Source organism: Raineyella antarctica, assembly GCF_900092135.1.
GTDB lineage: Bacteria > Actinomycetota > Actinomycetes > Propionibacteriales > Propionibacteriaceae > Raineyella > Raineyella antarctica.
Genome location: NZ_FMYF01000004.1, coordinates 309,681 through 336,464, shown reverse-complemented (window position 1 = coordinate 336,464; position 26,784 = coordinate 309,681). Strand labels below are relative to the sequence as shown.

The window sequence follows — 26,784 nt, the reverse complement described above, 5'->3', positions numbered from 1 at the left end:
CGCGCACCATGGCTCCTACTCTTCCGACCGCACCCCAGACCTTCCAGGTGTACGACGTCACACTCCGTGACGGTTCGCAGCAGGAGGGCATGCAGCTGTCGGTCAACGACAAGCTCCGTATCGCCGCGTACCTGGACGAGTTCGGCGTGGGATTCATCGAGGGGGGATGGCCGGGCTCCAACCCGAAGGACTCCGAGTTCTTCCGGCGCGCCACGAGTGGTGAGCTCGAGCTGCGCAACGCCGAGCTGGTCGCCTTCGGCATGACCCGCCGGGTCGGCGGCCGGGCCGCGGACGATCCGCTCATCGCCGCCCTGCGCGACTCCGGTGCGCGCGTGGCGACGCTGGTCGCCAAGAGCCACGTCGGGCACGTCGCGAACGCGCTGCACACCACGCTGGAGGAGAACCTGGCGATGCTGCGCGACTCGGTCAGCCACCTGCGGTCCGAGGGGATGCGGGTGATCATCGATGCGGAGCACTTCTTCGACGGCTATCGCCTCGACGGTGCGTACGCCCTGGAGGTCGTCCGGACGGCGGCGGAGGCCGGCGCCGAGGCGGTCGTCCTGTGCGACACCAACGGCGGCATGCTGCCCAGCTGGATGGGCGAGGTGGTCAGTGCCGCCGTCGAGCTGGGCGCCCCGATCGGCATCCACTGCCACAACGACTCCGGCTGCGCCGTCGCGAACACCCTCGCCGCGGTCGAGGCCGGTGCGATGCACGTCCAGGGCTGCGTCAACGGGTACGGCGAGCGGACCGGCAACGCCGACATCATCAGCGTGGTCGCCAACCTGGAGCTGAAGTACGGCTGGAAGGTGCTGCCTGAGGGCAACCTGGCCGAGGCGACCCGTACGGCCCAGGCGATCGCCGAGATCACCAACGTGCCCGCCGGACCGCGCCGCGCCTACATCGGCACCTCGGCGTTCGCCCACAAGGCCGGACTGCACGCCTCGGCCATCAAGGTCGATCCGAACCTCTACCAGCACGTCGACCCGGCACTGGTCGGCAACGACATGCGGATGCTGGTGTCCGACATGGCCGGTCGGGCCAACATCCAGATCAAGGGCGAGCAGCTCGGCTTCGACCTGTCCGACCGCACCCTGGCTGCCGAGCTCACCGACCGGGTCAAGGAGAAGGAGCTGCAGGGCTACACCTTCGACGCCGCCGACGCCTCCTTCGAACTGCTGATGCGTGCCCAGCTCGGGCAGCTGCCGGACGTGTTCACGATCAAGCACTGGACCACCACCTCATTCGCGGACGGCGAGAACGACGCCGACATCGTCAGCGAGGCGGTCGTCAAGCTGGTCGCCCAGAGGCAGGTGCAGTACTTCGTCGGCGAGGGCAACGGCCCGGTCAACGCGCTCGACATGGCGCTGCGCCGGGCCCTGACGCCGGTCTACCCCGCGGTGGACGGCTACGAGCTGACGGACTACCGGGTTCGGATCCTCGACGGGTCGTCCGGCACCGAGGCATCGGTGCGGGTCCTGATCGACACCACCAACGGGGAGCGGACCTGGACCACCGTCGGGGTCGGGACGAACGTGATCGAGGCGTCCTGGGAGGCGCTCTGCGACGCGTACCGCTACGGCCTGATCCATCTGCTGGAGAACACCGTGGAACCGGTCGGCGCGCGCGGGGCAGCTTCGCCCGTGGACGCGCTGGCCTGATGGACAGGCGCGAGCTCCGCGCCGGTGACGCCGAGCGCGACCAGGTGGTGTCCCTGCTCCAGCACGCCGTGGGCGACGGGCGCCTGACGATGGCCGAGGGCGAGGAACGGATCGGGGCGGCGCTCGCGGCCAGGACCTTCGGGGACCTGGACCCGCTGGTCGCCGACCTGACCCCGTTCCTGCCGTCGATGGCCGAGGACGTGGCCGCGCTGCCGGCCGTCAACCGTCCACTGGACCAGGTCGTCGTGCCCGGGGAGTCGAAGCCGCCGGGGTGGAGCCCGCAGGATCCGTTGGTCATCTCCGCGGGCTTCGACGACGACCGTCGGGTGGGGGAGTGGTCGCTGCCGCCCTACCTCCAGGTCAGCACGGGGCTCGGCGATGTCATCCTCGTCTGCCTGGAGGCCCGAGCCGAGGCGCGGCTGGTGAAGATCGACGTCGCCGGCGGCATGGGCGACGTACGACTCATCCTGCCGGAGGGCTGGGCGGTCCGTACCGACCGGCTGCGCAGGGGTGTGGGCGGGGTCCACGTGAAGGTCCCGGACCGCCCGGTTGCTGGAGCGCCGCTGATCGAGGTCTCGGGGCAGCTCACGGTCGGTGACTTCGTGGCTCGCAGGGCGAACTTCATCGACCGGTGGCTGCTGAGGCGGCGCCGCGAGAGGCGTGCCCGGCGCGCGGCGATCGAGCGCTGAGCCTCCCGCTGCACGCTGGCGCTGAATGCTGCACGCAGTTGGGGCTTCGGTGTTGTCCGGCCGGCGACGGGGTGTTGTCCCGCCAGGCCACGGTGTTGTCTCCGGAGCCGAGGGTGTTGTCCCTTGCCGTACCGGTGTTGTCCGTCGGCTGCCAGGTCTTGAACCAGGCTCGGCCAGCCGATGGGATGGGTGGCATGAGCACCCTGCAACGTGCCTTGCCCACGCTGGTGATCCCGGCCCGAGAACTGTTCACCACCGCTGACCTGACCGGTCCCGACGGGGACCGCAGCACGATCCGCCGTGCGGTTGCCCAGGGCGAGATCGTGAAGGTGTGCCACGGCGTCTATGCCCGTGAGCTCCCCGCCGATCCAGTGGAGCGACACCTGCAGCTGGTGCGCGCCTGCCTGGTCCGGACGCGCCACCCCGGCGCCGTTGGGGGCCTCTCGGCCGCGCTCGTGCACGGGCTGGCGGTCGGGGACTGGTCACTGCCGGCGCGAGCGACGCTCGTACGTCCCGGCGCGGGTGGGGGCGGAACATCCGACGTCGAGGTGATCTCCTCGCGCCTGCCGGCGGCGCACGTCTGCACCGTCGACCGGATGCCGGTCACCTCGATCGCTCGCACCATCGTCGACGTCGCCCGCCGGAGCAGCTGGCACGAGGACCTGACGGCGATCGTCGCGGCCGACGCCGCCCTGCGCAGGGCAGCGGACCCGACGGCCCTGAGGGAGGAGTGTGAGCAGGTGATCCTCGACTTGCGTGGCTGTGCCGGCCTGGCGATGGCCCGGTCCGTGCTGCGATCCGCCACCCATCAGTCCGCGGGGACGGCGGAGACGGTCAGCCGTGTCCTGCTCCAGCGGATGGGGATGCCGACCCCCCTGCTCGACCTCGTCTACCCGATCGGGGCCGACGGGATCGACTGGATCGACTGGATCGAGGAGGACGGCATCGAGCGGCTGGACGGGACCGTCCGGGTGCCGTTCAGCTGGCCGGCGCTGCGGATCCTGGGCATGGTGCTCGACGCCCCGGTGGCGGAGGGCGGCGTGCCGCGGGGCTGGGCCGGCGACCGCCTGGCCTGGGAGGCCGGTGCTCGGAGCCGGCTGCGGGGCGAGGGCTGGTACGTCGTCGAGTGGTCGCTGGACGAGCTCCGGCACCCGTGGTCGGTGAGCCGGCGGCTGGGGGCGGTGATCCGGGAGTCGGGCCAGGGGATCGACCTGCGCGAGGTCCGGGCGCCGAGCACGCTGGTGGCGCTGCCGAGGGCGCCGTTCCCGGCGGACTGCCCACCGTGGGGGTCCGAGCCGGGCGGGGACGACCCCCTGTGGGGACCTGGTCCGGTGGACGGGGGACCGCTGCTCGAGGAGCCCTGGGGCCGGCCGCTAGAGCCGCTCGACCCGTGGGACGAGCCGTGGAACGACCGGGTCCCCGATGTCGGGGACTGAGGACACCGGCCGAGGAAAACGGGCCCGACGAGCACGCGCAGGGGCTCACCGGATGTCGTCGGCGGTGACCCGGCCCAGCACCAGGGGCCGCTCGTCGACGTGGCCTTCGGGGCCCAGCAGCGTCACGGCCCCGGCCAGGGCACGCCTGGCCGCCTCGAATCGTTCGGGGGTGTCGGTGTGCAGGGTGACGAGCCGCTGACCGGTCCGGACCCGGTCACCGGGCCGGACGTGGAGCTGGATCCCGGCGCCGGCCTGGACCTGGTCCTCCTTGCGGGCGCGACCGGCGCCCAGGTGCCAGGCGGCCAGTCCGACGCCCAGGGCATCGACGCCCCCGATCACCCCGTCCGACTCTGCGGTGAGGGTCTCGTGCTCGCGGGCGACCGGCAGCGGGGCATCGGGGTCCCCGCCCTGGGCGCGGACCAGGCGTCGCCACCGATCCATCGCCCGTCCGGACGCGAGGACCTCGGCCGGGTCGGCATCGACCCCGGCGCCGGCCAGCATCTCCCGGGCCAGCGCGAGGGTGAGGTCCACGACATCGGCGGGGCCACCCCCGGCAAGTACCTCGAGGGCCTCGCCCACTTCCAGGGCGTTGCCGGCCGTCAGTCCCAGCGGGGTGTCCATGTCGGTCAGCAGGGCGGTGGTCCGCACGCCTGCCCGGGTGCCGAGCCGCACCATCGTCTCGGCCAGCGTGCGCGCCCGGTCGATGTCCTTCATGAACGCCCCGGACCCGACCTTGACGTCGAGGACCAGCGTGCCGGTGCCCTCGGCGATCTTCTTGGACATGATCGAGGACGCGATCAGTGGGATCGACTCGACGGTGCCGGTGACGTCGCGCAGCGCGTAGAGCTTCCGGTCGGCCGGCGCCAGGTCCGGCCCGGCGGCGACGATGACGCCCCCGACGTCCTCCAGCTGGGCCCGCACCCGGGCCGGTGGCAGGTCCGACCGCCACCCCGGGATGGAGTCCAGCTTGTCGAGGGTGCCTCCGGTGTGCCCGAGGCCGCGCCCCGACAGTTGGGGCACCGCCACCCCGCAGGCCGCAACCAGCGGCGTCAACGGAAGGGTGATCTTGTCGCCCACCCCTCCGGTGGAGTGCTTGTCGGCCGTCGGACGGCCCAACCCGGAGTAGTCCAGCCGGGAGCCCGTCGCGATCATCGCCTCGGTCCAGGCATCCAGCTCGGCCGGCGCCATGCCGCGGAAGAACACGGCCATCGCCAGCGCCGACATCTGCTCGTCGGCGACGATCCCGGCGGTGAAGGCGTTGATGATCCACCGTGCCTCGTCGGGGGTCCAGGTGCCGCAGTCGCGCTTGCGGCGGATCAGGTCGACGATGGCATAGCGATGCGGGTCCGGGGCGGCGTCCATGGCCCCATTGTGCCGACCGACGGGGCCCCGGCGATCGTCACAGGGGGCCGTGGCGGCCACGCGATAGGGTGGGGCAATGCGAATTGCACGGTATTCGATGGCCGGACAGGATCCCGCCTTCGGCGTGGTCGAGTTGGCCGAGGACGGCGGAGGACACCCGGACTCCGTCAGTACGCTCACCGGCGACCCGCTGGCCGGCCCGGTCCAGTACACCGGGGAACGGCATCGCCTGGCCGACGTACGACTGCTGTCCCCGGTCATCCCCCGCTCGAAGGTCGTCGCGGTCGGACGCAACTATGCCGCCCACGCCGCCGAACTCGGCAACGAGGTCCCGGGCACCCCGCTGTGCTTCTACAAGCCCAACACCGCCGTGATCGGACCCGACGACATCATCGTGCCGCCGGCCGCCTCCCAGTACATCAGCTACGAGGGTGAGCTCGCTGTCGTGATCGGCCGGATCTGCAAGGACGTCCCGGCCGCGCGCGCCGAGGAGGTCATCTTCGGCTACACCGTCGCGAACGACGTCACCTGCCGTGACCTGCAGGAGCCCGACAAGCAGTGGTCCCGGGCGAAGGGCTTCGACACGTCCTGCCCGCTGGGTCCGTGGATCGCCTCCCACCTGACGCTCGCGGAGGCCTCCGACCTGGTGATCACCACGGTGGTCGGCGGGGAACAGCGCCAGCACGGGTCGACCACGCTGATGATCCACCCGATCGCGGACCTGATCGCCTACATCACCAGCTTCACCACCCTGCTCCCCGGCGACGTGATCCTGACCGGCACCCCCGCCGGGGTGGGCCGGCTGGAGCCGGGCCAGGAGGTCTCGATCACCATCGACGGGATCGGCACCCTCACCAATACTCTCGTCCCCGCAGCCGCGGCGGGCAGCCACACCACGACGACCGGAGACAGCACCAAGTGAGCGACACCCGTACCGACCCGCACGGAATGACCGAGGAAGACGTCCTGGGCGGCATCGCTCCGCAGGACGTGCGCGTGCGGTTCCCTCCCTCCCCGACCGGCAACCTGCACGTCGGCAACATCCGCTCGGCGCTGTTCAACTACGCCTTCGCCCGCCACTACGGCGGCACGATGGTCCTGCGCATCGAGGACACCGACCTGGCCCGGTCCACCGATGAGTACTACGGGAACGTGCTGGAGTCGCTGACGTGGCTCGGCATCACCTGGGACGAGGGCCCCGACGTCGGCGGCCCGTACGGCCCCTACCGCCAGTCCGAGCGCAGTGACATCTACCGCGACGTGGTCGCCCGGCTACTGGCCGATGGAGCCGCGTACCCGTGCTACTGCACGCGCGAGGAGCAGGAGCAGCGCCAGGAGAAGGCCGGCGGCGACACCATCGGCTACGACGGCCACTGCCGGAACCTCACCGCCGAGCAGATCGCGGCGTACGAGTCCGATGGCCGCCCGCACGTGATCCGGATCCGGATGCCCGAGGGCGAGGTCTCCTTCGAGGACCTGGTCCGCGGCCACGTCAGCTTCGACACCAGGAACGTGCCCGACTACGCCATCGTCCGGTCCAACGGCGAGCCGTTGTACACCCTGGTCAACCCCGTGGACGACGCCCTGATGGACATCACCCACGTGCTCCGCGGGGAGGACCTGCTCTCGTCCACCCCCCGCCAGGTGGTGCTCTACGAGGCGCTGGCCCGGATCGGCGTCGGATCGGGTCGTACGCCGCTGTTCGGCCACCTGCCGATCGTGATGGGGGAGGGGAACAAGCGTCTCTCCAAGCGCGACAAGGGAGCGGGGCTGGAGGAGTACCGCGAGCGTGGCTTCCTGCCGGAGGGCCTGCTGAACTACCTGGGCCTGCTCGGCTGGTCGATCGCCGACGACCGCGACGTGTTCAGCCTCCAGGAGATGGTGGAGGCCTTCGACATCCGCCGGGTCAACGCGAACGCCGCCAAGTTCGACCACAAGAAGTGCGAGGCGATCAACGCCGCCCACATCAGGATGCTGTCCACCGAGGACCTGGCCGCGCAGATCACCCCCTTCCTGCAGGCGGCCCACGTCGTCGGTACGCCGGCGTCCGCCGAGGAGGAGCGGCTGGTCCTGGGGGCCGCCCCGCTGGTCCAGGAGCGCCTCACCAGCCTGGCCGAGGCGGTCGACAAGCTGGCCTTCCTGTTCACCGCCGACGAGGACATCCGGATCGAGGAGGCGGCGACGCTGAAGGCGGAGGAGGGCCCCGTGCTGGAGGCCTCCCGCAGTGCCCTGGTCGACGTTGACTGGGACCATGCGGCGATCGAGGCCGCGTTGCGCGCCTCGCTGGTCGATGAGATGGGCCTGAAGCCGCGCAAGGCGTTCGGGCCGCTGCGGATAGCGATCACCGGCAGCAAGGTATCCCCGCCACTGTTCGAGTCGATGGAGCTGTTGGGGCGTACGTCCTGCCTGGACCGGATCGACCGCGCCCTGGCGACGGTCCCGCGGGGCTGACATGGCGCGTCCTGTACATCCTGGGACCGCCAGGAATGCTCCCGGCCGGTTGGAGACCTTCGTCGGGGGGTACGAGGACCCCCGGGGAGGGTTGACCTACCCCTCACTGCTGCGCCGCGAGAACGTCGAGCCGTGGCAGACCGTGATGGGCATCATCACCGGCTTCGTCTTCTACGGGGCGGTGCTGTCCGTGCTGCCCTACCTGGTGATCTGGATCGGCTGGATGCTCAGCGGCCAGGGGAGCACCTTCGCGCAGTTCCTCGCCGACGCCCGGGCCTACCTCAATCCGGCCGGCATGGTCGCGATGAACCTGGTCACCGCCACCCTGATCCCGGTGTCCTGGCTGTTGGTGGCGAGCATCCACCGGACCCGGCCCCGCTGGCTCGCCTCGGTCCGCGGCGGGATCCGCTGGCGCTACCTCGCCGTCTGCGTCCTGCTGGCCGTCCTCGTGCTCAACGTGATGCAACTCGTCACCTGGCGCCTCACGGGCGCAGAGATCCACCTGCAGCCGCAGCACGGCTTCTGGGGCTACATGGTGGTGGTCCTGCTGACCACGTGGGCCCAGGCCACCGGCGAGGAGTACTTCTTCCGCGGCTACCTGATGCAGGCCCTCGGTTCGCTGGCACGATCCCCGTGGTTCGCCGTGGTGGCCTCCGCCTTCCTGTTCGCCGTCATGCACGGTTCGCAGAACGTGCCGCTGTTCCTGAACCGCCTGGCGTTTGGCCTGGTGGCCGCGGTGCTGGTGATGGCCACCGGCGGGCTGGAGGCGGGTATCGCCGGCCACGTGGTGAACAACATCTTCGCGTACGTGTGGGCCGGCCTGACCACCGGGATCGCGGCGACCAGGGGTGTCACCGAGATGGGCTGGCTGGGCGCGATCATCGGGGTCGGCGGTTACGCGGTGTATGCCCTCGCCGCGTGGGGCGTGGCGCGCGCGATGCGGCTGCGGACCCGCTCGGCGGGGCTTGCGACATGACCTCGGGGACCCCTCGATCCCGCTGCTGGGGCCGATTTGTCATCCGGCCGGAGGTGCGCTAAAGTTACACGTCGTTGCCCCCCGGGGCAGCGAAATCTTGGGGTATGGTGTAATTGGCAGCACGAGTGATTCTGGTTCATTTAGTCGAGGTTCGAGTCCTTGTACCCCAGCGATGAAAGCAGGTCAGGCAGGATGATTCCTGTCGGATAAGCTTTCTCAGTGTTTCGGTATTTCCGGAAATGCTAGGGCCCCGTTGTGTAGCGGCCTAGCACGCCGCCCTCTCAAGGCGGTAGCGCGGGTTCGAATCCCGTCGGGGCTACGGTCTGGATCCCTCCGCTTCAAGCGGAGGGATCTTTTCGTTTCCGTGCCGGAGGGCCGGCTGCGGTTCAGGATCAGCGCTCTGGCACCGGTCCTCCAAGGATCGGTCGCCGTCCGCGGCCCAGTCCAGGGAGCTCGGAGCCACTGCGAACGCCCGGCCGGGGGAGGGGTGGCCGCGTTTGCGGACGGGGCTCGTCCCCTGCTAAGCTCTCCGAGGTTCCGGCGCGCCGGGACCGGCTGGGGCCCCGTTGTGTAGCGGCCTAGCACGCCGCCCTCTCAAGGCGGTAGCGCGGGTTCGAATCCCGTCGGGGCTACTTCTGGAAAGACGAAAAGAAATCCCTTCGCAGCTCTGCGAAGGGATTTCTTTTTGGCTGAAGGGGTTCACGACAGGGTCAGGCGGCGACGGTCTGCTTCTCCTCGAGGACCTTCAGTACCGCCATGGACTCCTCGATGATGAGGGTCCGCATCACAGCCACGGCATTCTCCTCGTCGGAGCCGGTGGCCAGGGCGATCTCCGCGACGAGGGGGATCGATGCCTCCTTGAGCAGGTCCTTCTCGCCCAGGGACAGGCCGCCCCGTTCGAGCCGGCGGGTCAGGTCCCGAACGACCTCGGCCAGGTGGATCGGGTTGCCGGTCGAGATGAGCGCACGATTCGCCTTGAAGCGTCGCGCCCACTGGCTCTCCTCCGGGCCGGTCGGGGCGCTCAGGACAGCGGCGAGGTGCTCCAGCTCACCCAGTCCCGCCACGTCCCGGATGCCGATCTCCTCGGCCCGCTCGAGGGGGACACTGACCGTCATCTTGCCGCAATGGATGGACAGCTCGACGTACTGGCGGGCGATGCCCTTCACCATGCGCGTGGTCGTGCCGATGACACTGGCGGGGCCGTGGTGGGGGTGGATGACGATGTGGCCTTGACGGAATTCCATCTGCTCTGCCTCGCAACGCTAGATCTCTCGCGCCGACTCGACGACGTACGGGTAACCCTCCATACGCGCCGCCCCGCCCCGCCCCGAGGTGGCGGAAACCGGATCACGGCGCCGCAGGGCAGGGAGCTTCCGACGGGATCAGGTGGACACCAGACGCCCCGAGCCGCGGGGCCGGCCAGCCACCCGAGCCGACCGGTCCATTCTATCGGACAGCACCGACATGTTCCCCGGTCGAGCGGCGCGGCAGGTTGCCCGGGTGAGCGGCGCAGCCCCGTCCCATCGTCCCGTGTTTGACATCTGGCGACGTTTCAGGAGCAGACTTGTCGTCATGCGCGAGAATGACACCCGGCCGAGTCCGCAGCCACCGGGCCCGGCCTCGACGGGTGCGGCCGACGGGACGCACGTGGAGGCGTCGGGCCATGCCGGCACCCCGGCGGCAGGACTGGCGTTCGCGGCGCTCGGCGTGGTGTTCGGCGACATCGGTACCAGCCCGCTGTACGCGATGCAGACCGTCTTCGCCACGCACCACAACGACGTCCAACCGGTGCCCGAGGACGTCTTCGGCGTCATCTCCATGGTCCTGTGGGCGATCACCATCGTGGTGTCCTTCAAGTACATCACCTTGGTCATGCGCGCGGACAACGAGGGCGAGGGCGGCATCCTGTCCCTTACGCACCTGCTGCGCAACACCGTCAGCTCGACCCGCCGGATGGCCGTCGTCACGGCCCTGGGGATGACCGGAGCCGCCCTGTTCTTCGGCGACTCGGTGATCACGCCGGCCATCTCGGTGATGTCGGCGGTCGAAGGGCTGACGGTCGTCAGTCCCATGTTCGAGACCTGGGTGGTCCCCGCAGCCGTCGTGATCCTCTCCGGGCTCTTCTTCGTGCAGAAGTGGGGCACCGCCGCGGTGGGGAGGTGGTTCGGCCCGGTGATGGCCGTCTGGTTCGTCACCCTGGCGCTGTTGGGGCTGCCGCACATCATCAGCCACCCGGCGATCCTGGGGGCGGTCTCGCCGCACCACGCGATCCTGTTCATCGTCTCCCACCCCTTCATCGCGTTCATCGCCGTCGGTGCCGTCGTCCTGACGATCACCGGTGCGGAGGCGCTGTACGCGGACATGGGGCACTTCGGCAAGGGACCGATCCGGATGTCCTGGTTCGCGGTGGTCTTCCCGGCACTCGCGCTGAACTACTTCGGGCAGGGCGCGATGATCCTGGAGGACCCGGCGACCGTCGGCAACCCGTTCTTCAACATGGCGCCGGACTGGGCCACCCTGCCCCTGGTCGGGCTGGCCACGATCGCGACGGTGATCGCCTCGCAGGCGGTCATCTCCGGAGCCTTCTCGGTCGCCCGGCAGTCGGTCCGGATGGGCCTCTTCCCGCGACTGCTGGTCCGCCACACCTCGAAGCTCGAGGGCGGCCAGATCTATGTACCCGTCGTCAACTGGATCCTGTTCTTCGGAGTGCTCACCCTGATCGGGGTCTTCCGCTCCTCGGCCAACCTGGCCTCGGCCTACGGACTGGCCGTGACCGGCACGCTCATCCTGGAGAGCCTGCTCTTCCTGTCCCTGGCCCACATGGTGTGGAAGGTCCAGACCTGGAAGATCGTCGTCTACATCGTCCTCGTGCTGGGCGTCGAGCTCGCCTTCTTCAGCGCCAACCTCGCCAAGCTCGTCAGCGGCGGCTGGCTTCCCCTGACGATCGCCACTGCCGTGCTGATGGTGATGACCACCTGGCGCAAGGGCGCCGGCCTGGTGGCGAAGCACCGGCGGGAGCTGGAGGGACCGCTGGACGAGTTCGTCGAGGCCCTTCGCGACAGCGACATCCCGCGGGTGCCCGGTGTCGCCGTCTATGCCCATCCCAACAGCGAGACCACCCCGCTGGCACTGCGCTCGAACGTCTACTTCAACCACGTGGTCCACCAGCACGTGGTGCTGATCGAGATCGTCAACGAGAACGTCCCGCATATCCGGCACGTCGACCGGGTGCATGTCCAGGACCTCGGGTTCGAGGACGACGGCATCGTCCACATCAGCGTCCACGTGGGCTTCAGCGACTCCCAGGACATTCCCCGCGGGCTCGCGCTCGCGATCGGTCGCAGTCCGGAGCTGGACATCGACCCGGACGAGGCGCACTATTTCCTGTCGGTCCTCACCCTGCACCCGACCGGTGACGCCAAGATGTCGAGGTGGCGCAAGATGTTCTTCGTGCTGATGGCCAACAATGCGGCCTCTCGCACGGAGGTGTTCCACCTGCCGCCGGACCGTACGGCAGTGATGGGCGCCGAGATGGAGATCTGACCGCACCTCGGTCCTCAGCCGCGGCTCAAACGTACGGAAGGACGATGAGCGCATGTCAATCCCCCCGGAAGGGCCCGCAGCCCGACCACACGGCGCTCCCGTGGCCGCTCCCGGACCCGATACCACCATGACCAGGCCGCCGGCGGCGCCGAGCGGGTCCCGCCTCGCGACGCTCTCCTTCGCAGCGCTCGGCGTGGTCTTCGGCGATATCGGCACCAGCCCCCTCTACGCGATGCAGACCGTGTTCAGCATCGACCACAATGACGTCAAGCCGACGCCGGTGGACGTCTACGGGGTCGTCTCGATGATGCTGTGGTCGATCACCCTGATCGTCTCCTTCAAGTACGTGATCCTCGTGATGCGTGCCGACAACGACGGCGAGGGCGGCATCCTCGCCCTGACCCACCTGCTCCGCGACCGGGTGACCAACCGGCGCCGGCTCACCCTGGTACTGATGCTCGGGATCCTGGGGGCCGCCCTGTTCTACGGCGACTCCGTGATCACCCCCGCGATCTCGGTGATGTCCGCGGTCGAGGGGCTGACCGTCGTCAACGGCGGCTTCGAGCACCTCGTGCTGCCACTGTCGGTGGTCATCCTCTCGGCGCTGTTCCTGGTCCAGCGGTGGGGGACGGCGGCGGTCGGCCGGGCCTTCGGTCCGGTGATGACGCTCTGGTTCCTGGTCCTCGCCGTGCTGGGGATCGCCCACATCGTCACCTACCCCGCGATACTCCGCGCGATCTCCCCCACGTACGCGTTGGCCTTCGTGGTCGAACACCCCATCATCGCCTTCGTCGCGATGGGGGCGGTGGTCCTCACCATCACCGGCGCGGAGGCCGTGTACGCCGACATGGGGCACTTCGGACCCCGTCCGATCAAGATCGCCTGGTTCGCCCTGGTGTTCCCCGCCCTGGCCCTGAACTACCTGGGCCAGGCCGCGATGATCCTCCAGGACCCCAGCACGATCACCAACCCGTTCTTCCACATGGCCCCGGACTGGGCCACCCTGCCGCTGGTGGTGCTGGCCACCGTGGCGACCGTGATCGCCTCCCAGGCCGTCATCTCCGGGGCGTTCTCGGTCTCCCGCCAGGCCGTACGACTGGGGCTGCTGCCCCGTCTGCTGGTCAGGCACACCTCCAAGGAGGAGGGCGGCCAGATCTTCGTCCCGCTGGTCAACGGGATCCTCTACCTCGGCGTGCTGGCCCTGATCGCGACGTTCGGCAGTTCGGCCAGCCTGGCCTCGGCGTACGGCCTGGCGGTGACCGGCACGCTGATCCTCACCAGCCTGCTCTTCCTGGCGCTGGCCCGGATGGCGTGGCACGTGGCGGTCTGGAAGCTCGTGGTCTTCGCCGTGCTGGTCGGGGGACTCGAGGTGTGTTTCTTCGCGGCCAACCTCGCCAAGATCATCAGTGGCGGCTGGCTCCCGCTGCTGATCGCGATCATCGTGATCCTGATCATGACCACCTGGCGACGGGGGGCGGGGATGGTCACCCGGAGTCGTACCGAGCTGGAGGGCCCGCTGGACGAGTTCATCGAGGCGGTGCACAACTCCGAACTGCCGCGGATCCCCGGGGTTGCCGTCTTCCCGCACCCGAACAGCACCAGCGCACCACTGGCGCTGCGCACGCTGGTCCTGTTCACGCACGCCATGTTCGAGAACGTCGTCCTGATCCAGGTGGTGAACGAGAACGTCCCGCACATCCGCCACGTGGACCGGGTCGAGGTGCACGACCTCGGCGACCCGATGGACGGCATCGTGCACGTCAGCGTGCACGTGGGCTTCAACGACTCGCAGGACATCCCCAAGGGACTGGCCCTGGCGGTGGGGAAGAGCCCCGAGCTCACCTTCGACGCCGCCCAGGCACGGTACTTCCTGTCGGTGCTCACCATGCACCCGACCGGGGAGGCGCGGATGGCTCCTTGGCGCAAGCGGCTCTACGTGCTGATGGCGAACAATGCGGCCTCTCGCACCGAGGTCTTCCACCTGCCGCCGGACCGTACGGTGGTGATGGGGGCCGAGCTCGAGCTGTGAGCGCGAGGGTGGTCCGGCCCGATCAGGCCTCGGTGAAGGTGATGTCCCAGGAGTCCTTGCGCGCCTCGACGGTGACGGCGGACGGTGCCGGGCGCCGGTTCATCGCGAGGTAGACCGTCCGGGCCATCTCGACCGCGGACTTCTCGTCGCGGGCCTGCTTCTTGGTCACCTGGATCGTCGTGGTGTCGGGTTCTTCGGCGCTGCCGGCCATGGATGGGCTCCGTCCCCGGGCACGCGCCCGGTCGCAGGTTGAGGGGTGGGCCGCAACAGGAAGGGCCCGGCTCCTGGGAGCCGAGCCCTTCGAGTGAGGTCGTCATGGTGGTCCTTGGCACCATTGTGGCCGCCTGTCCACAGCGGCGCAGCCAGACACGCCGAACCGGCCGGGCGACCGGCACGGTCCGCGCCCTGTCCGGTCAGTCCTGGTCGCGCAACTCCTCGCCGACGTAGTCGGGGCGATCGTCGATGTCGGTCTCGTCCTCCAGCAGCTCGGGCCGCTCGTCGGTGAAGAACTCCCGGTCGTCCACGTCGAGGGGATCGATCTCGATGTCGTCGGCCCGATCGACCTCGGAAGCAGCGTTCTCGTCAGCCATGTCGTCCTCCCGTGGAAATTGGTTGGTAGTCAGCATCGTAGGTGCTCACCGGAGCATCCGGAGGGGATCCGCCGGGGTAGGGGCCCCGGGGCGTCGTGGTCGGCCGGGTCACCGTCGAGCGACGGCACCTCGCTAGGCTGGTGGGGCCCACTTCCCGTGCGACCCAGGAGGACCCGTGCAGTTCCTTTCGGCCTATGACCAGGGCTTCGTCAGGGTCGCGGCGGCCACCGTGCCGGTCGCCTCCGCCCAGCCGGCCGCCAACGCCCGGGAGGTCATCCAGGTGGCCGAGGACCTCAGCGGACGCGGGGTGGGCGTGGTCGTGTTCCCCGAGCTCTGCCTGACCGGGTACGCCCTGGACGACCTGTTCCTGCAGTCCCCCCTGCTCGACGCGGCCGAGCAGGCGCTGGCCACGGTGGTGGAGGCCAGCCGGGAGCTGCTGCCGCTGGTCGTGGTCGGCCTGCCCGTCCGGTGGCGCAACCGCATCCTCAACGCCGCCGCTGTGGTCCACCGCGGCGAACTGCTGGGCGTGGTGCCCAAGTCGTACGTCCCCACCTACCGGGAGTTCTACGAGCGTCGCTACTTCGCGCCCGGTGACGACATCCGCGGGGAACTGGCCGTCGCCGGCCGCCGGGTGCCACTGGGACCTGACCTGCTCTTCGCCGCGGACGACGTGCCGGGCCTGGTGGTCCACGTCGAGGTCTGCGAGGACATGTGGGTGCCGGTGCCGCCCAGCGCCGAGGCCGCCCTGGCGGGCGCCACCGTCCTGCTCAACCTGTCCGGTTCCCCGATCACGGTGGCCCGGGCCGAGCACCGCAAGCTGCTGGCCAGGGCCGCCTCGTCGCGCTGCCTGGCCGTGTACGCGTACGCCGCCGGCGGTGAGGGGGAGTCCACCACCGACCTGGCCTGGGACGGCCAGACCTTCGTCTACGAGAACGGCGACCTGCTGGCCGAGACCGAGCGCTTCCCGCACGGGACGCGGGCCTCGGTCGCGGACGTGGACGTCCAGCGCCTGACCGCCGAGCGCTTCCGGCAGGGCACCTTCGACGACAACCGCCGCACCCTGGCCGGGCGCACCGAGGCCTTCCGGACCATCCGCTTCGTCCTCGACCCGCCCCGGGAGGACATCGGCCTGGAGCGGGCGGTGGACCGGTTCCCGTTCGTCCCCGACGACCCGGAGCGGCTCGCCCTCGACTGCTACGAGGCCTACAACATCCAGGTCGCAGGCCTGGTCCAGCGGATCCGGGCCATCGGGTCGCCGAAGGCCGTGATCGGCGTCTCCGGCGGCCTCGACTCGACCCACGCGCTGATCGTCGCCACGCGTGCGATGGACCTGCTGGGGCGGCCGCGGACCGACGTGCTCGCGTACACGATGCCGGGCTTCGCCACCAGCGCGCACACCCGCAGCAACGCCGAGGAGCTGTGCCGGGCGCTGGGGGTGACCTTCGAGGAGATCGACATCCGGCCCGCCGCCCGCCAGATGCTGGCCGACCTGGACCACCCGTTCGCCGAGGGGCAGAGCGTCTACGACGTCACCTTCGAGAACGTCCAGGCCGGGTTGCGCTACGACTACCTGTTCCGGCTGGCCAACCACCTGGGCGGCATCGTTGTCGGCACGGGGGACCTGTCGGAGCTGGCGCTGGGCTGGTGCACGTACGGCGTCGGCGACCAGATGTCGCACTACGGCGTGAACTCGGGGGTCCCCAAGACCCTGATCCAGCACCTGATCCGCTGGGTGATCGCCTCCGGGCAGGTGGACCAGCGCACGGTGGCAGTGCTGGACTCGATCCTGAACACCGAGATCAGCCCGGAGCTGGTCCCGGTCGCAGAGGGGGAGAAGCCCCAGTCGACGCAGGACTCGATCGGACCGTACGCCCTGCACGACTTCACGCTCTACCACATGCTCCGGCTCGGTTACGGGCCGGCGAAGATCGCCTTCCTCGCCGAACACGCATGGCGCGACGCCGATGCCGGCGCCTGGCCTCCGGGCTACCGCACGGAGGACCGGACGGCGTACGACCTGGCCACCGTCCGCCGCTGGCTGGAGGTCTTCGTCCGCCGCTTCTTCGCCAACCAGTTCAAGCGCTCGGCACTGCCGAACGGTCCGAAGGTGATGGCCGGGGGCGCGCTCTCGCCACGCGGTGACTGGCGGATGCCCTCGGACGTGGCCGCCGCGACCTGGCTGGCCGAGCTGGAACGCGACGTGCCGCGCGGCTGACCCGGCCCACCGATGGCCCTCCCGCCGGTCAGGGGCTGTCGGTGGCGGGCCGTAGCATGGTTCCCGGTCGTGGCGAGCGTCCCGATCACCGATACCTACGGAGCTGCGCATGAGATCCCTGGTCAGGATCCTCTCGACCACCAGGCAACTGTGGCCCTACTACCTCGGCATCATCGTCAGCTCGGTGCTGATGACCGCCACCTCGCTGGTCACCCCGTTCGTGATCGGCCGGGCCACCGACGAGGTGATCGCCATGGCGGGCGGCAGCGGGGGAACGGTCCGCGCGGTGGTGTGGCTGGCCGTCGCCCTGCTGGTCGCGGAGGTGCTGAACACCCTGCTGACCAACGTCGGCGGCTACCTCGGCGACACCATGACCGCACGGCTGCGCAGGGTGCTGTCCACGCGCTACTACGAGAAGCTGCTGGGGCTGCCCCAGCGCTACTTCGACAACGAGCTGACCGGTACGATCATCGGCCGCCTGTCGCGCTCGATCACCGAGGTCACGAACTTCCTCAAGTCGTTCTCCAACTCGTTCTTCTCGATGCTGATCACCACGGCGGCGGTGCTGGTGATCAGCGCCTTCTACTCGTGGCCACTCGCGCTCATGCTGGCCGTGATGTTCCCGGCGTACACCTGGCTGACGGCCCGTACGTCACGGGGCTGGCAGCGGATCGAGGGGGAGAAGAACGAGCAGGTCGACGTCGCCAACGGGCGCTTCTCCGAGGTGATCGGGCAGATCCGGGTGGTCAAGAGCTTCGTGCGGGAGCGCTCCGAGCTCGATGCCTTCGACCGGCGCTACGCCCGGACGGTCGAGCTGACCGAGGACCAGGCGCGCCACTGGCACGGTCTGGACACCGCCCGACGGGGCGTGCTGAACCTCGCCTTCTTCGGCATCTACCTGGTGATCTTCCTGCAGACGGCCAGCGGCGCGTACAGCGTCGGGGTGATGGTGCTGCTGATCCAGCTGATGAACATGGCCCGCCAGCCGGTGCTGATGATGAGCTTCTTCATCGACTCCGGCCAGCACGCCATCGCCGGCTCCAAGTCCTACTTCGAGGTGATGGACGAGCCGCTGGACCGTACGGCGGTGCTCCCGGTCGCCCCGCCGACCACCGACGTACCGGATCCGTCCACCGGCGACGGGCACGTGATCGGGTTCGACGCGGTGACCTTCGGCTACGAGCCCGGCACCCCGGTGCTGAGCGACATCACCCTGCATGCCGACCGGGGGGAGCGGATCGCCCTGGTCGGGGAGTCCGGCGGCGGCAAGTCGACGATCGTCAGCCTGCTGCTCGGGCTCTACCCGCCGGACGCCGGCACCGTCTCCCTGCTCGGCCGCGACATCTCCACGATGCCCTTCGGGGAGCTGCGCAGCCGGGTCGGCGTCGTCTTCCAGGACCCCTCGCTGTTCTCCGGCACCATCCGCGAGAACATCGCCTACGGCCGGCCCGACGCCACCGAGGAGGAGGTCGTCCAGGCCGCACGCCGGGCGAACGCCGACCGGTTCATCCGGAACTTCGCGGACGGCTACGACGCCCTGATCGGCGAGCGCGGACTGAAGCTGTCCGGCGGCCAGAAGCAGCGCATCGCCGTCGCCCGGGCGATGCTGAAGGACGCCCCGGTACTGGTGCTGGACGAGGCCACCAGTGCGCTGGACACCAAGTCCGAGCGCCTGGTCCAGGCCGGCCTGGAGGAGCTGATGGCCCACCGGACCAGCCTGATCATCGCGCACAGGCTGTCCACGATCTCCACCGTCGACCGGATCGTCACGCTGCGGCAGGGGCGGGTCGAGGAGATCGGTACGCCGGCCGAGCTGGCGGTCTCCGGTGGCATCTACTCCGAACTGCTGGCCCTGCAGGCATCCAACTCGGTGGCCGACCGGGCCCGGCTCAAGGCGTACGACATCGACACCGGCGTGGCCGAGCCGGCCGATCCGGATGCGGAGTGGAGCACCTCCCCGGCCTGACCAACGAGCGGGATCATCAGGTGCCGGCCCGGGGGTGCCGCTTGAACGTCGACACCGACGCGGAGTCGGCGTCCCAGAAGCGCCAGGGCCGATCGGCCGCACCGGCGATGTTCACCCGTGGCCCTATCCCCAGGGTCGCGACGGGAGCGGTGGGCGGCAGCAGCCGGACCGGACCGTCCCCGAGCACGCCGGCGCCGTTCTCGGCCGGGCCGATACCGAGGGCCCGGCACAGGTTGCCCGGCCCTCGGGCGAGGTCGCGGTCGGACACCGGCGTACTGCGGCGCTCGGCGCGGCGGGCTCGGGCTACGTCTCGTCCGGCCACCACCTCGCCGGCGCGCATCAGCAGCGCCGTGGCCACGCCCTCGGGACCGCAGACCACGTTCGCGCAGTACGAACCGTGCAGCCGGTAGACGTACAGGTGCCCGGCCGGCCCGAACATCACCGCGTTGCGCGGCGTCCGGCCGCGGAAGGCGTGCGAGGCGGGGTCGTCGGCCCCCTCGTACGCCTCGACCTCCACCAGTCTCACGGCGACGGGGCCGGACTGCAGCACGCAGCCCAGCAGTTCCGGGGCCACGTCCAGTGCGTGGCGGGTCAGGTCCGGCAGCATCCTGCCACTCTGCCAGCATCGGGGGCCCGGTGACGGACCGACCCTCTGCACTCCGTCCCCGGGCCCGGGCTGCCTAGACTGCTGGAGACAACTCTCGCTCGTGGCGGAAGGAACCTCTCGTGCCCGAGACCGCTGGACCTCCTCGAATCGGTGTGCTGACCAGCGGGGGCGATGCCCCCGGCATGAACCCCGCCGTCCGGGCAGTGGTGCGTTCCGCCCTCCAGGCCGGTGCCGAGGTCTTCGCGATCCGGGAGGGCTGGCAGGGCGCGGTCGAGGGCGGGGACGACATCGTCGCGCTGGACTGGGACGACGTCTCCGGCATCATGCACCGGGGCGGAACGGTGATCGGGACGGCGCGGTGCCAGGAGTTCCGGGACCGGGGCGGGCGCCGGCGCGCGGCCCTCAACCTGGTCCGGCACGGCATCGACCGGCTCGCGGTGATCGGCGGCGACGGTTCGCTGACCGGTGCCGACCTGCTGAGACAGGAGTGGCCCGAGCTGCTGGCAGAGCTCGTCGCGGCGGGGGAGATCGACGAGGACATGGCCCGGGCGCACCGCAACCTGATGATCGCCGGCCTGGTCGGGTCGATCGACAACGACATGGTCGGCACCGACATGACGATCGGGACGGACTCCGCGCTGCACCGCATCATCGACGCGGTCGACGCGATCTCCTCCACCGCGGCCAGCCACCAGCGCACCTTCATCGTGGAGGTGATGGGCCGCGAGTGCGGCTACCTGGCCCTCACCGGGGCGGTGGCAGGTGGGGCGGCCTACACCTTCATCCCCGAGGCGCCGCCGGCCGACGGCTGGCAGCAGCACATGTGCGAGCTGATCCAGCGCGGCCGGGAGGCCGGCCGCCGGGACTCGGTGATCATCGTGGCCGAGGGGGCCCGGGACCGCTCCGGCCGGCCGATCACCTCCGCCGACGTCCGCCAGGCGCTGAAGGACAACCTCGGCCAGGACGCCCGGATCACCATTCTGGGGCACGTCCAGCGCGGTGGCACGCCGAGCGCCTACGACCGCTGGATGTCCTCACTGCTCGGGGTGTCGGCCACCGAGGACCTGCTCGCCGCGGACAGCACCAGCGTGCCCTCCGTGCTCGGCATCCACCGCAATGCCGTCATTCGTACGCCACTGATCGAGGCCGTCCAGCAGACCCGTGCGATCGCCTCGATGGTGGCCGCGCACGACTTCGAGGGGGCGGTGGCCGCCCGTGGTGTCGGCTTCAGCCGGATGGTCGCGACCTTCAACGCGCTCGCCGAGGCCGAGCCGCGGGTCTCGCCGGCCGAGGCCGGCAAGCGGATCGGGATCATCCACGCCGGTGGCCTGGCGCCGGGGATGAACACCGCGGTCTGGGCAGCGGTGCGGCTGGGCATCGACGCCGGACACCGGATGCTCGGGATCCAGGGCGGGTTCCCCGGCTTCGTCAAGGGGCACGTCCTGGAGTTCGACTGGGGCGACGTCGAGGGCTGGACCGCGCTCGGCGGGGCCGAGCTCGGCACCCGTCGCACCGTCCCCGCCCCCGAGGAGCTCTACGGGATCGCCCGTACGATCGAGGACAGCCGGCTGGACGGCCTGCTGGTGATCGGTGGCCTCAACGCCTACGAGGCGGTCCAGCTGATGTACGAGGAGCGGCGCCGCTACTCGGCCTTCGATATCCCGATCGTGGCCCTGCCCGCCAGCATCGACAACAACCTGCCGGACTGGAAGATGGCGATCGGAGCCGACACCGCGCTCAACGTCGCGGTGGAGTCCCTCGACCGGCTCAAGCAGTCGGCGGCCGCCAGCCGTCGCTGCTTCGTGGTCGAGACGATGGGTCGTACGTGCGGGTTCCTGGCGATGCTCAGCGGCCTGGCCGCCGGCGCCGAACGGGTCTACACCCACGAGGAAGGGATCACCGTCTCGATGCTGGAGGAGGACGTCCGGCAGATGACGGCCGCCTTCGAGCAGGGGCGACGCTTCTACCTGGCGGTCCGCAGCGAGGAGGCCGCCCAGTACTACACCACCGACTTCCTGGCCCGGCTGTTCGAGGCCGAGGGCGGGGACCTGTTCGACGTCCGCGCGCTGATCCTGGGGCACGTCCAGCAGGGCGGCAACCCGACGGCGTTCGATCGGCTGGTCGCGACCAGGTTGGCGGCCAGCGGTATCGAGGAGCTGGACCGGCAGTTCGCGGCGGGTGTCAGCGAGCACGTCTTCGCGGCGGAGTCCGACGACGAGGGCTACCTGATGAAGTCGTTCAAGGAGTTCAACGACCTCATCGACTTCGAGGCCCGACGCCCGAAGGACCAGTGGTGGCTGGCCCTTCGCGAGGTCGCTCGCAAGGTCAACACCCGTTCCTTCGCCGACCAGCCGCTCGGCACCGCCCCCGGTGAGCTTGCCGCCGCCCAGGCCCGCGGGGAGAAGGCCGGGCAGCGGCGGGTCCGCGGCAAGTTCGTCGGCTGAGGCCAGGGCTCGGCCCGGGCCTCGGCACGCTTGAGTGCCCAGGACCCCTGGTGGGGGCCCTCAGCCCTCCTGGCCGGAGCGGCGCAGGACCTCGCTGAGACGGTCGGCGGCCGCCATCACGGCGGGGGCGTGCAGCCGGCCGGGCTGGCGGGTGAGCCGCTCGATCGGGCCGGAGACGCTCACAGCGGCGATCACCTTGCCGGAGGGGGAGCGGACCGGGGCCGACACGGAGGCCACTCCCGGCTCCCGCTCGCCGACCGACTCGGACCAGCCGTGCCGGCGGACGCCGGTGAGCGAGACGGCGTTGAACTCGGCGTTCTCCAGACCGCGCTGCATCCGATCGGGATCCTCCCAGGCGAGCAGCACCTGGGCCGCCGAGCCGGCGGCCATCGTCAGCTGGCTGCCGACCGGGACGGTGTCGCGCAGGCCGGAGGAGCGCTCGGCGGCGGCGACACAGATCCGGATGTCGCCCTGGCGCCGGAAGAGCTGGGCGGACTCGCCGGTGATGTCGCGCAGCCGGGCCAGTACCGGTCCGGCGGTGGCGACCAGGCGGTCCTCGCCGGCGGCGGCGGCCAGCTCGGCCAGCCGCGGGCCCAGCACGAAGCGTCCCTGGAGGTCACGGGCGACCAGCCGGTGGTGTTCCAGGGCGACCGCCAGCCGGTGGGCCGTGGGGCGGGCCAGTCCCGTACTCTGGACCAGACCTGCCAGGGTCGTGGGCCCGGTCTCCAGGGCCCCGAGCACCAGGGCCGCCTTGTCGAGAACGCCGACACCGCTTCCGTTATCCATATTTCGATATTGCAGTCTCGCGATGTGAAACGCAAGTCCCGTTCGGCTGTGGAAACGGCATCACCGGGGGTACAGTGGTCTCACGTAATGGGACCGATGTATCAATATATGAGATTGGTCCTCGTTGATCCGGATGGAGGACATTCCTATGGGTAAGACCCTCAGTGAGAAGGTCTGGCAGGACCACGTGGTCCGCTCCGCGGACGGGGAACCCGATCTGCTCTATATCGACCTGCAGTTGGCCCACGAGGTGACCAGCCCGCAGGCCTTCGACGGCCTGCGCCAGGCGGGGCGGCGGGTACGCCGTCCCGAGCTGACCATGATCACCGAGGACCACAACACGCCCACCGACGACATCTTCGCGCCGGTCGCCGACCCGGTCTCCAAGCTGCAGCTGGACACCGTGCGAGCCAACGCCAAGGAGTTCGGCCTGCCGATCCACTCCCTGGGCGACATCGACCAGGGCGTCGTGCACATCATCGGCCCGCAGCTGGGGCTGACCCAGCCCGGCATGACGATCGTCTGCGGCGACTCGCACACCGCCACCCACGGAGCGTTCGGCGCGATCGCCTTCGGCATCGGCACCTCCGAGGTCGAGCACGTCTTCGCGACCCAGACCCTGCAGCAGGCCAAGCTCAAGACGATGGCCGTCAACGTCAACGGTGAGCTCCCCGAGGGCGTCACCGCCAAGGACGTCATCCTGGCGATCATCGCCAAGGTCGGCACCGGCGGCGGCCAGGGCCACATCGTCGAGTACCGCGGCAGCACCATCGAGGCGCTCTCGATGGAGGGCCGCATGACGATCTGCAACATGTCGATCGAGTGGGGCGCCAAGGCCGGCCTGGTCGCGCCCGACGAGAAGACCTTCGCGTACCTCAAGGACCGTCCGTACGCCCCGCAGGGCGCCGACTGGGACGCCGCGGTGGCGTACTGGAAGACCCTGCGCACCGACGACGACGCCACCTTCGACGTGGAGATCGACGTCGACGCCACCCAGCTGGCCCCCTTCGTCACCTGGGGCACCAACCCCGGCCAGGGCGTGCCGCTGTCGGCCACCGTTCCCGCGCCCGAGGACTTCTCCGACCCGGTCGACCGGGTCGCGGCCGAGAAGGCGCTGGAGTACATGGGCCTGACCGCCGGTACCCCGATGAAGGACATCAAGGTCGACACCGTGTTCGTCGGCTCCTGCACCAACGGCCGGATCGAGGACCTCCGCCTGGCCGCCTCCATCGTCGAGGGCCGCAAGGTTGCCGACGGCGTGCGCATGCTGATCGTGCCCGGCTCCCAGCGCGTCCGCCAGCAGGCGATGGACGAGGGCCTGGACAAGATCTTCACCGAGGCCGGCGCCGACTGGCGCTTCGCCGGCTGCTCGATGTGCCTGGGCATGAACCCGGACCAGCTCAAGCCGGGGGAGCGCTCCGCGTCGACCTCCAACCGCAACTTCGAGGGTCGCCAGGGCAAGGGCGGTCGTACCCACCTCGTCTCGCCGGCCGTCGCCGCCGCCACCGCGGTCGCCGGTCACCTCGCCAGCCCCGCCGACCTGAACGCCTGAGGAGTAATCGCCATGGAGAAGTTCATCCAGCACACCGGAACGGCGCTCCCGCTGCGTCGCAGCAACGTCGACACCGACCAGATCATCCCGGCGGTCTACCTGAAGCGGATCACCAAGACCGGCTTCGAGGACGGGCTGTTCGCCGCCTGGCGCCAGGACCCGGAGTTCATCCTGAACAAGCCGGAGCGCCAGGGCGCCACCATCCTGATCCCGGGCCCGGAGTTCGGTACCGGTTCCTCGCGCGAGCACGCGGTGTGGGCGCTGCAGAACTACGGCTTCAAGGTCATCATCGGCTCGCGTTTCGGCGACATCTTCCGCAACAACGCCGGCAAGTCCGGCCTGCTCGTCGCCGTCGTCCCCCAGGACGTCGTCGACAGGCTGTGGGACGCCACCGAAGCCGATCCGACCCTCGAGGTGACCGTGGACCTGGAGTCGAAGACGATCAGCGCCGGTGACATCAGCACCGGGTTCGACGTCGACGACTACACCCAGTACCGGCTGCTGAACGGCCTGGACGACATCGGCGTCACCCTCACCCACGAGGACGACATCGCTGCGTACGAGGCCGAGCGCCCCAGCTGGAAGGTCACCACCCTCCCGCTGCGTACGCAGGACTGACACCTTCGACGGGCTGACCCTCGTCGGTAGGTGGGCCCCGGGCCGGACGCTCCAGGCGTCCGGCCCGGGGCCCACTTTGTTTCTCACCGATCTGTTTCTTCCCCGGCCTGTTTCTCCCGGCGGTCAGTGCCAGGCACTGACGAGCCGTGGCTCGGCCTCGAGGGTGACCAGCGCCTGCAGGCGCTGCCCGGGTCGCAACCCCAGTACGGGGTCCAGCAGCGCTTCGGGGGACAGCCGGGTTCGCCAGCCCTCGTCGGTGATGACGGCCCATGGGCCGGTCCACGGCGTGGTCCCGGAGTCGCCCGCCACAGTGGCCCCCAGATGACGTACCGGCAGGTCCCTCGCCCCCAACATCGCAGCCCCATGCCGTCCCGCGCGGGCCTGTGCCGCGTCGGCCGGCATCGGCACCCGCTCCGCCCCTTTCCGGTCCCGGGCAGCGTCCGCGGCCGCCACCGAGACGGCCGCGTACGACTCCAGGGCCACGCCGAGTCCGCGCCAGGCCCGTCGTTCCTCGTCGGGCACCAGCACGCAGATCCGCCGACCGTCGCCCACCAGCGTCTCGATCCGGTCCAGCAGCGCGCACAGCGCCGCCCGGCGACGGACAGGCGCCGGCCACGCCCGCCACCCGGGGGCCTGGTCGGGGTCCGGTGGCAACAGCAGGTACTCGAGGTCGGCGTCGTGGGTCATGGCTCGGATGCTGGCACACCGTGCGTTCGGGCGCCAGCCACCCCGCGGGGTGACGCACGGCAGGCGGCGACGGACGATAGCCTGACCGAATGGCACAGTGCTGCATCCTCGGAGCCGGGAACTGGGCGACCGCCTTCGCCCGCGTCCTCGCCGACGCCGGCCACCGGGTGACCATCGTGGCACGGCGCCCCGAGGTCGCCCGCGCGATCACCGAACAGCACCGCAACCCGGACTACCTGTCCGACATCGACCTGGGGGAGCTGGTCACGGCGACGACCGACCCGGTCGCCGGCCTGGCGGGGGCGGAGGTCATCGTGCTGGCCGTCCCGGCCCAGCAGATGCGCAGCTACCTGCGCCAGCTGGCCACCCTGCCGGTCTGGCGGGACAGCCAGGCGCCCGTGCTGAGCCTGGTCAAGGGCATCGAGACGGGTACCGACATGCGGATGAGCGAGGTGATCGCCCAGGCCGGCGAGGTCGACCTCGCGCGGATCGCCGTGCTGTCCGGGCCGAACCTTGCCGGCGAGATCGCCGAGCGGCAACCCTCCCTCTCGGTGATCGCTGCCTACGACCCGGCGGTGGGCCGTCGCCTGCAACAGGTCTGCCTCACCCCCGCCTTCCGTACGTACACGATCGACGACGTGGTCGGTGCCGAGATCGCCGGTGCGGCCAAGAACGTGATCGCCCTGGCCGTCGGCATGGGAGCCGGCCTCGGCTACGGACACAACGCCCTCGCCTCGGTGATCACCCGCGGACTGCACCAGTTGGCCGCGCTGGGGGAGGCGATGGGCGGACAGCAGTCCACCTTCGCCGGACTCGCCGGGCTCGGAGACCTGGTCGCGACCTGCAGCTCGCCACTGTCGCGCAACCGTACGTTCGGCGAGCGGTTGGGTCGGGGACTCAGCGTGCAACAGGCCGTCGAGGAGAGTGCCGGCGTCGCCGAGGGCGTCGCGACCAGTCTGGCGGTCCGTGACCTCGCCCGCGCCCACGGGGTCGACATGCCTATCGTGGAGGGCGTGGTCGCCGTCCTCGAGGGTCGCTCCACTCCCGCGGCGATGGTCCCGGTACTGATGGAACGTGAGCCCAAGCCCGAGAGCTGAGCGGACGGCCGGACGCGCGCGAGCACGCACGAAGGTGCCCTCCGAGCGGCTGTAGGGTGGAGCCCGTTGTCCGTA

21 protein-coding genes and 3 tRNA genes are annotated in these 26,784 nt (G+C 70.2%); 17 read left to right on the top strand and 7 right to left on the bottom strand.

All coding sequences use genetic code 11. The annotated features are described in order from the left end of the window. The first annotated feature begins 8 nt into the window (after positions 1–8). The 3 genes from cimA to GA0111570_RS08330 all read left to right on the top strand — a co-directional run bounded on the left by cimA (position 9) and on the right by GA0111570_RS08330 (position 3,786). Complete coding sequence (gene cimA, locus GA0111570_RS08340; protein ID WP_092609112.1) at positions 9–1,661, top strand: citramalate synthase; 1,653 nt, start codon at positions 9–11, stop codon at positions 1,659–1,661. Further along, a complete protein-coding gene (locus GA0111570_RS08335; RefSeq protein WP_092609109.1) occupies positions 1,661–2,350 on the top strand; it encodes a DUF1707 SHOCT-like domain-containing protein in 690 nt (229 codons plus the stop codon). The genes cimA and GA0111570_RS08335 overlap by 1 nt, the downstream gene beginning before the upstream one ends. A 194-nt stretch (positions 2,351–2,544) precedes the next feature. Then, positions 2,545–3,786 (top strand): type IV toxin-antitoxin system AbiEi family antitoxin domain-containing protein, encoded by a 1,242-nt coding sequence (locus tag GA0111570_RS08330; protein ID WP_092609107.1) that lies wholly within the window; start codon positions 2,545–2,547, stop codon positions 3,784–3,786. Positions 3,787–3,831: 45 nt separating this feature from the next. Here GA0111570_RS08330 and GA0111570_RS08325 read toward each other — a convergent pair whose 3' ends face one another. After that, positions 3,832–5,148 carry a thymidine phosphorylase gene (locus GA0111570_RS08325; protein WP_092609105.1) on the bottom strand — a complete coding sequence of 439 codons (1,317 nt, stop codon included), beginning with the start codon at positions 5,146–5,148 and terminating at the stop codon, positions 3,832–3,834. 76 nt (positions 5,149–5,224) lie between these two features. On the opposite strand from GA0111570_RS08325, the gene GA0111570_RS08320 reads away from it, so the two are divergent. The 6 genes from GA0111570_RS08320 (at position 5,225) to GA0111570_RS08295 (ending at position 9,207) form a co-directional block, all read left to right on the top strand. Further along, complete coding sequence (locus GA0111570_RS08320) at positions 5,225–6,070, top strand: fumarylacetoacetate hydrolase family protein (RefSeq protein WP_092609102.1); 846 nt, start codon at positions 5,225–5,227, stop codon at positions 6,068–6,070. Continuing rightward, positions 6,067–7,599 (top strand): glutamate--tRNA ligase, encoded by a 1,533-nt coding sequence (gene gltX / locus GA0111570_RS08315; RefSeq protein ID WP_425438612.1) that lies wholly within the window; start codon positions 6,067–6,069, stop codon positions 7,597–7,599. Before GA0111570_RS08320 ends, gltX begins: the two co-directional genes overlap by 4 nt. Before the next feature lie 91 nt (positions 7,600–7,690). Continuing rightward, entirely contained in the window at positions 7,691–8,575 is an 885-nt protein-coding gene (locus tag GA0111570_RS08310) for a CPBP family intramembrane glutamic endopeptidase (protein ID WP_175557400.1), read from the top strand. Between the two features lie 98 nt (positions 8,576–8,673). Then, positions 8,674–8,745: transfer RNA gene (locus GA0111570_RS08305), tRNA-Gln, on the top strand. 76 nt (positions 8,746–8,821) lie between these two features. Then, positions 8,822–8,894, top strand: a tRNA-Glu gene (locus GA0111570_RS08300). Between the two features lie 240 nt (positions 8,895–9,134). Then, a tRNA-Glu gene (locus GA0111570_RS08295) sits at positions 9,135–9,207 on the top strand. Positions 9,208–9,285: 78 nt separating this feature from the next. Here GA0111570_RS08295 and GA0111570_RS08290 read toward each other — a convergent pair. Beyond that, positions 9,286–9,819 (bottom strand): CarD family transcriptional regulator, encoded by a 534-nt coding sequence (locus GA0111570_RS08290; RefSeq protein WP_092609096.1) that lies wholly within the window; start codon positions 9,817–9,819, stop codon positions 9,286–9,288. Positions 9,820–10,147: 328 nt separating this feature from the next. Between GA0111570_RS08290 and GA0111570_RS08285 the strand changes: the two genes are divergently transcribed. Next, complete coding sequence (locus tag GA0111570_RS08285; RefSeq protein WP_092609093.1) at positions 10,148–12,118, top strand: potassium transporter Kup; 1,971 nt, start codon at positions 10,148–10,150, stop codon at positions 12,116–12,118. 127 nt (positions 12,119–12,245) lie between these two features. Further along, on the top strand, positions 12,246–14,147 hold the full coding sequence (locus GA0111570_RS08280) for a potassium transporter Kup (protein ID WP_092609090.1): 1,902 nt from the start codon (positions 12,246–12,248) through the stop codon (positions 14,145–14,147). Between the two features lie 22 nt (positions 14,148–14,169). Here GA0111570_RS08280 and GA0111570_RS08275 read toward each other — a convergent pair whose 3' ends face one another. Both GA0111570_RS08275 and GA0111570_RS17655 read right to left on the bottom strand, forming a co-directional pair. Then, positions 14,170–14,358: a hypothetical protein gene (locus GA0111570_RS08275; RefSeq protein ID WP_092609087.1), complete on the bottom strand. Its 189-nt coding sequence runs from the start codon at positions 14,356–14,358 to the stop codon at positions 14,170–14,172. Positions 14,359–14,560: 202 nt separating this feature from the next. Continuing rightward, complete coding sequence (locus tag GA0111570_RS17655; RefSeq protein WP_175557399.1) at positions 14,561–14,737, bottom strand: hypothetical protein; 177 nt, start codon at positions 14,735–14,737, stop codon at positions 14,561–14,563. Positions 14,738–14,912: 175 nt separating this feature from the next. On the opposite strand from GA0111570_RS17655, the gene GA0111570_RS08270 reads away from it, so the two are divergent. Both GA0111570_RS08270 and GA0111570_RS08265 read left to right on the top strand, forming a co-directional pair. Next, on the top strand, positions 14,913–16,952 hold the full coding sequence (locus GA0111570_RS08270) for an NAD(+) synthase (protein ID WP_092609084.1): 2,040 nt from the start codon (positions 14,913–14,915) through the stop codon (positions 16,950–16,952). Between the two features lie 109 nt (positions 16,953–17,061). Beyond that, positions 17,062–18,918, top strand: a complete 1,857-nt coding sequence (locus GA0111570_RS08265; protein ID WP_092609081.1) for an ABC transporter ATP-binding protein — start codon at positions 17,062–17,064, stop codon at positions 18,916–18,918. A 16-nt stretch (positions 18,919–18,934) separates the two neighbouring features. Here the strand turns inward: GA0111570_RS08265 and GA0111570_RS08260 are convergent, their stop codons facing one another. Continuing rightward, positions 18,935–19,525 carry a DNA-3-methyladenine glycosylase gene (locus GA0111570_RS08260; RefSeq protein WP_092609078.1) on the bottom strand — a complete coding sequence of 197 codons (591 nt, stop codon included), beginning with the start codon at positions 19,523–19,525 and terminating at the stop codon, positions 18,935–18,937. Positions 19,526–19,644: 119 nt separating this feature from the next. Between GA0111570_RS08260 and GA0111570_RS08255 the strand changes: the two genes are divergently transcribed. Next, positions 19,645–21,969, top strand: a complete 2,325-nt coding sequence (locus tag GA0111570_RS08255) for a 6-phosphofructokinase (protein WP_281245197.1) — start codon at positions 19,645–19,647, stop codon at positions 21,967–21,969. 60 nt (positions 21,970–22,029) lie between these two features. On the opposite strand, the gene GA0111570_RS08250 is transcribed toward GA0111570_RS08255, so the two are convergent. Beyond that, positions 22,030–22,755: an IclR family transcriptional regulator gene (locus GA0111570_RS08250; RefSeq protein WP_092609075.1), complete on the bottom strand. Its 726-nt coding sequence runs from the start codon at positions 22,753–22,755 to the stop codon at positions 22,030–22,032. A gap of 148 nt (positions 22,756–22,903) precedes the next feature. Here GA0111570_RS08250 and leuC point away from each other — a divergent pair, with 148 nt between their 5' ends. Continuing rightward, positions 22,904–24,307 (top strand): 3-isopropylmalate dehydratase large subunit, encoded by a 1,404-nt coding sequence (gene leuC / locus GA0111570_RS08245; RefSeq protein ID WP_092609072.1) that lies wholly within the window; start codon positions 22,904–22,906, stop codon positions 24,305–24,307. A 12-nt stretch (positions 24,308–24,319) separates the two neighbouring features. After that, on the top strand, positions 24,320–24,925 hold the full coding sequence (leuD, locus tag GA0111570_RS08240) for a 3-isopropylmalate dehydratase small subunit (RefSeq protein WP_092609069.1): 606 nt from the start codon (positions 24,320–24,322) through the stop codon (positions 24,923–24,925). Between the two features lie 123 nt (positions 24,926–25,048). Here the strand turns inward: leuD and GA0111570_RS08235 are convergent, their stop codons facing one another. After that, positions 25,049–25,612 carry a hypothetical protein gene (locus GA0111570_RS08235; protein WP_092609066.1) on the bottom strand — a complete coding sequence of 188 codons (564 nt, stop codon included), beginning with the start codon at positions 25,610–25,612 and terminating at the stop codon, positions 25,049–25,051. Positions 25,613–25,701: 89 nt separating this feature from the next. Here GA0111570_RS08235 and GA0111570_RS08230 point away from each other — a divergent pair, with 89 nt between their 5' ends. Then, a complete protein-coding gene (locus GA0111570_RS08230) occupies positions 25,702–26,709 on the top strand; it encodes an NAD(P)H-dependent glycerol-3-phosphate dehydrogenase (RefSeq protein ID WP_092609063.1) in 1,008 nt (335 codons plus the stop codon). Positions 26,710–26,784: the final 75 nt, after the last annotated feature.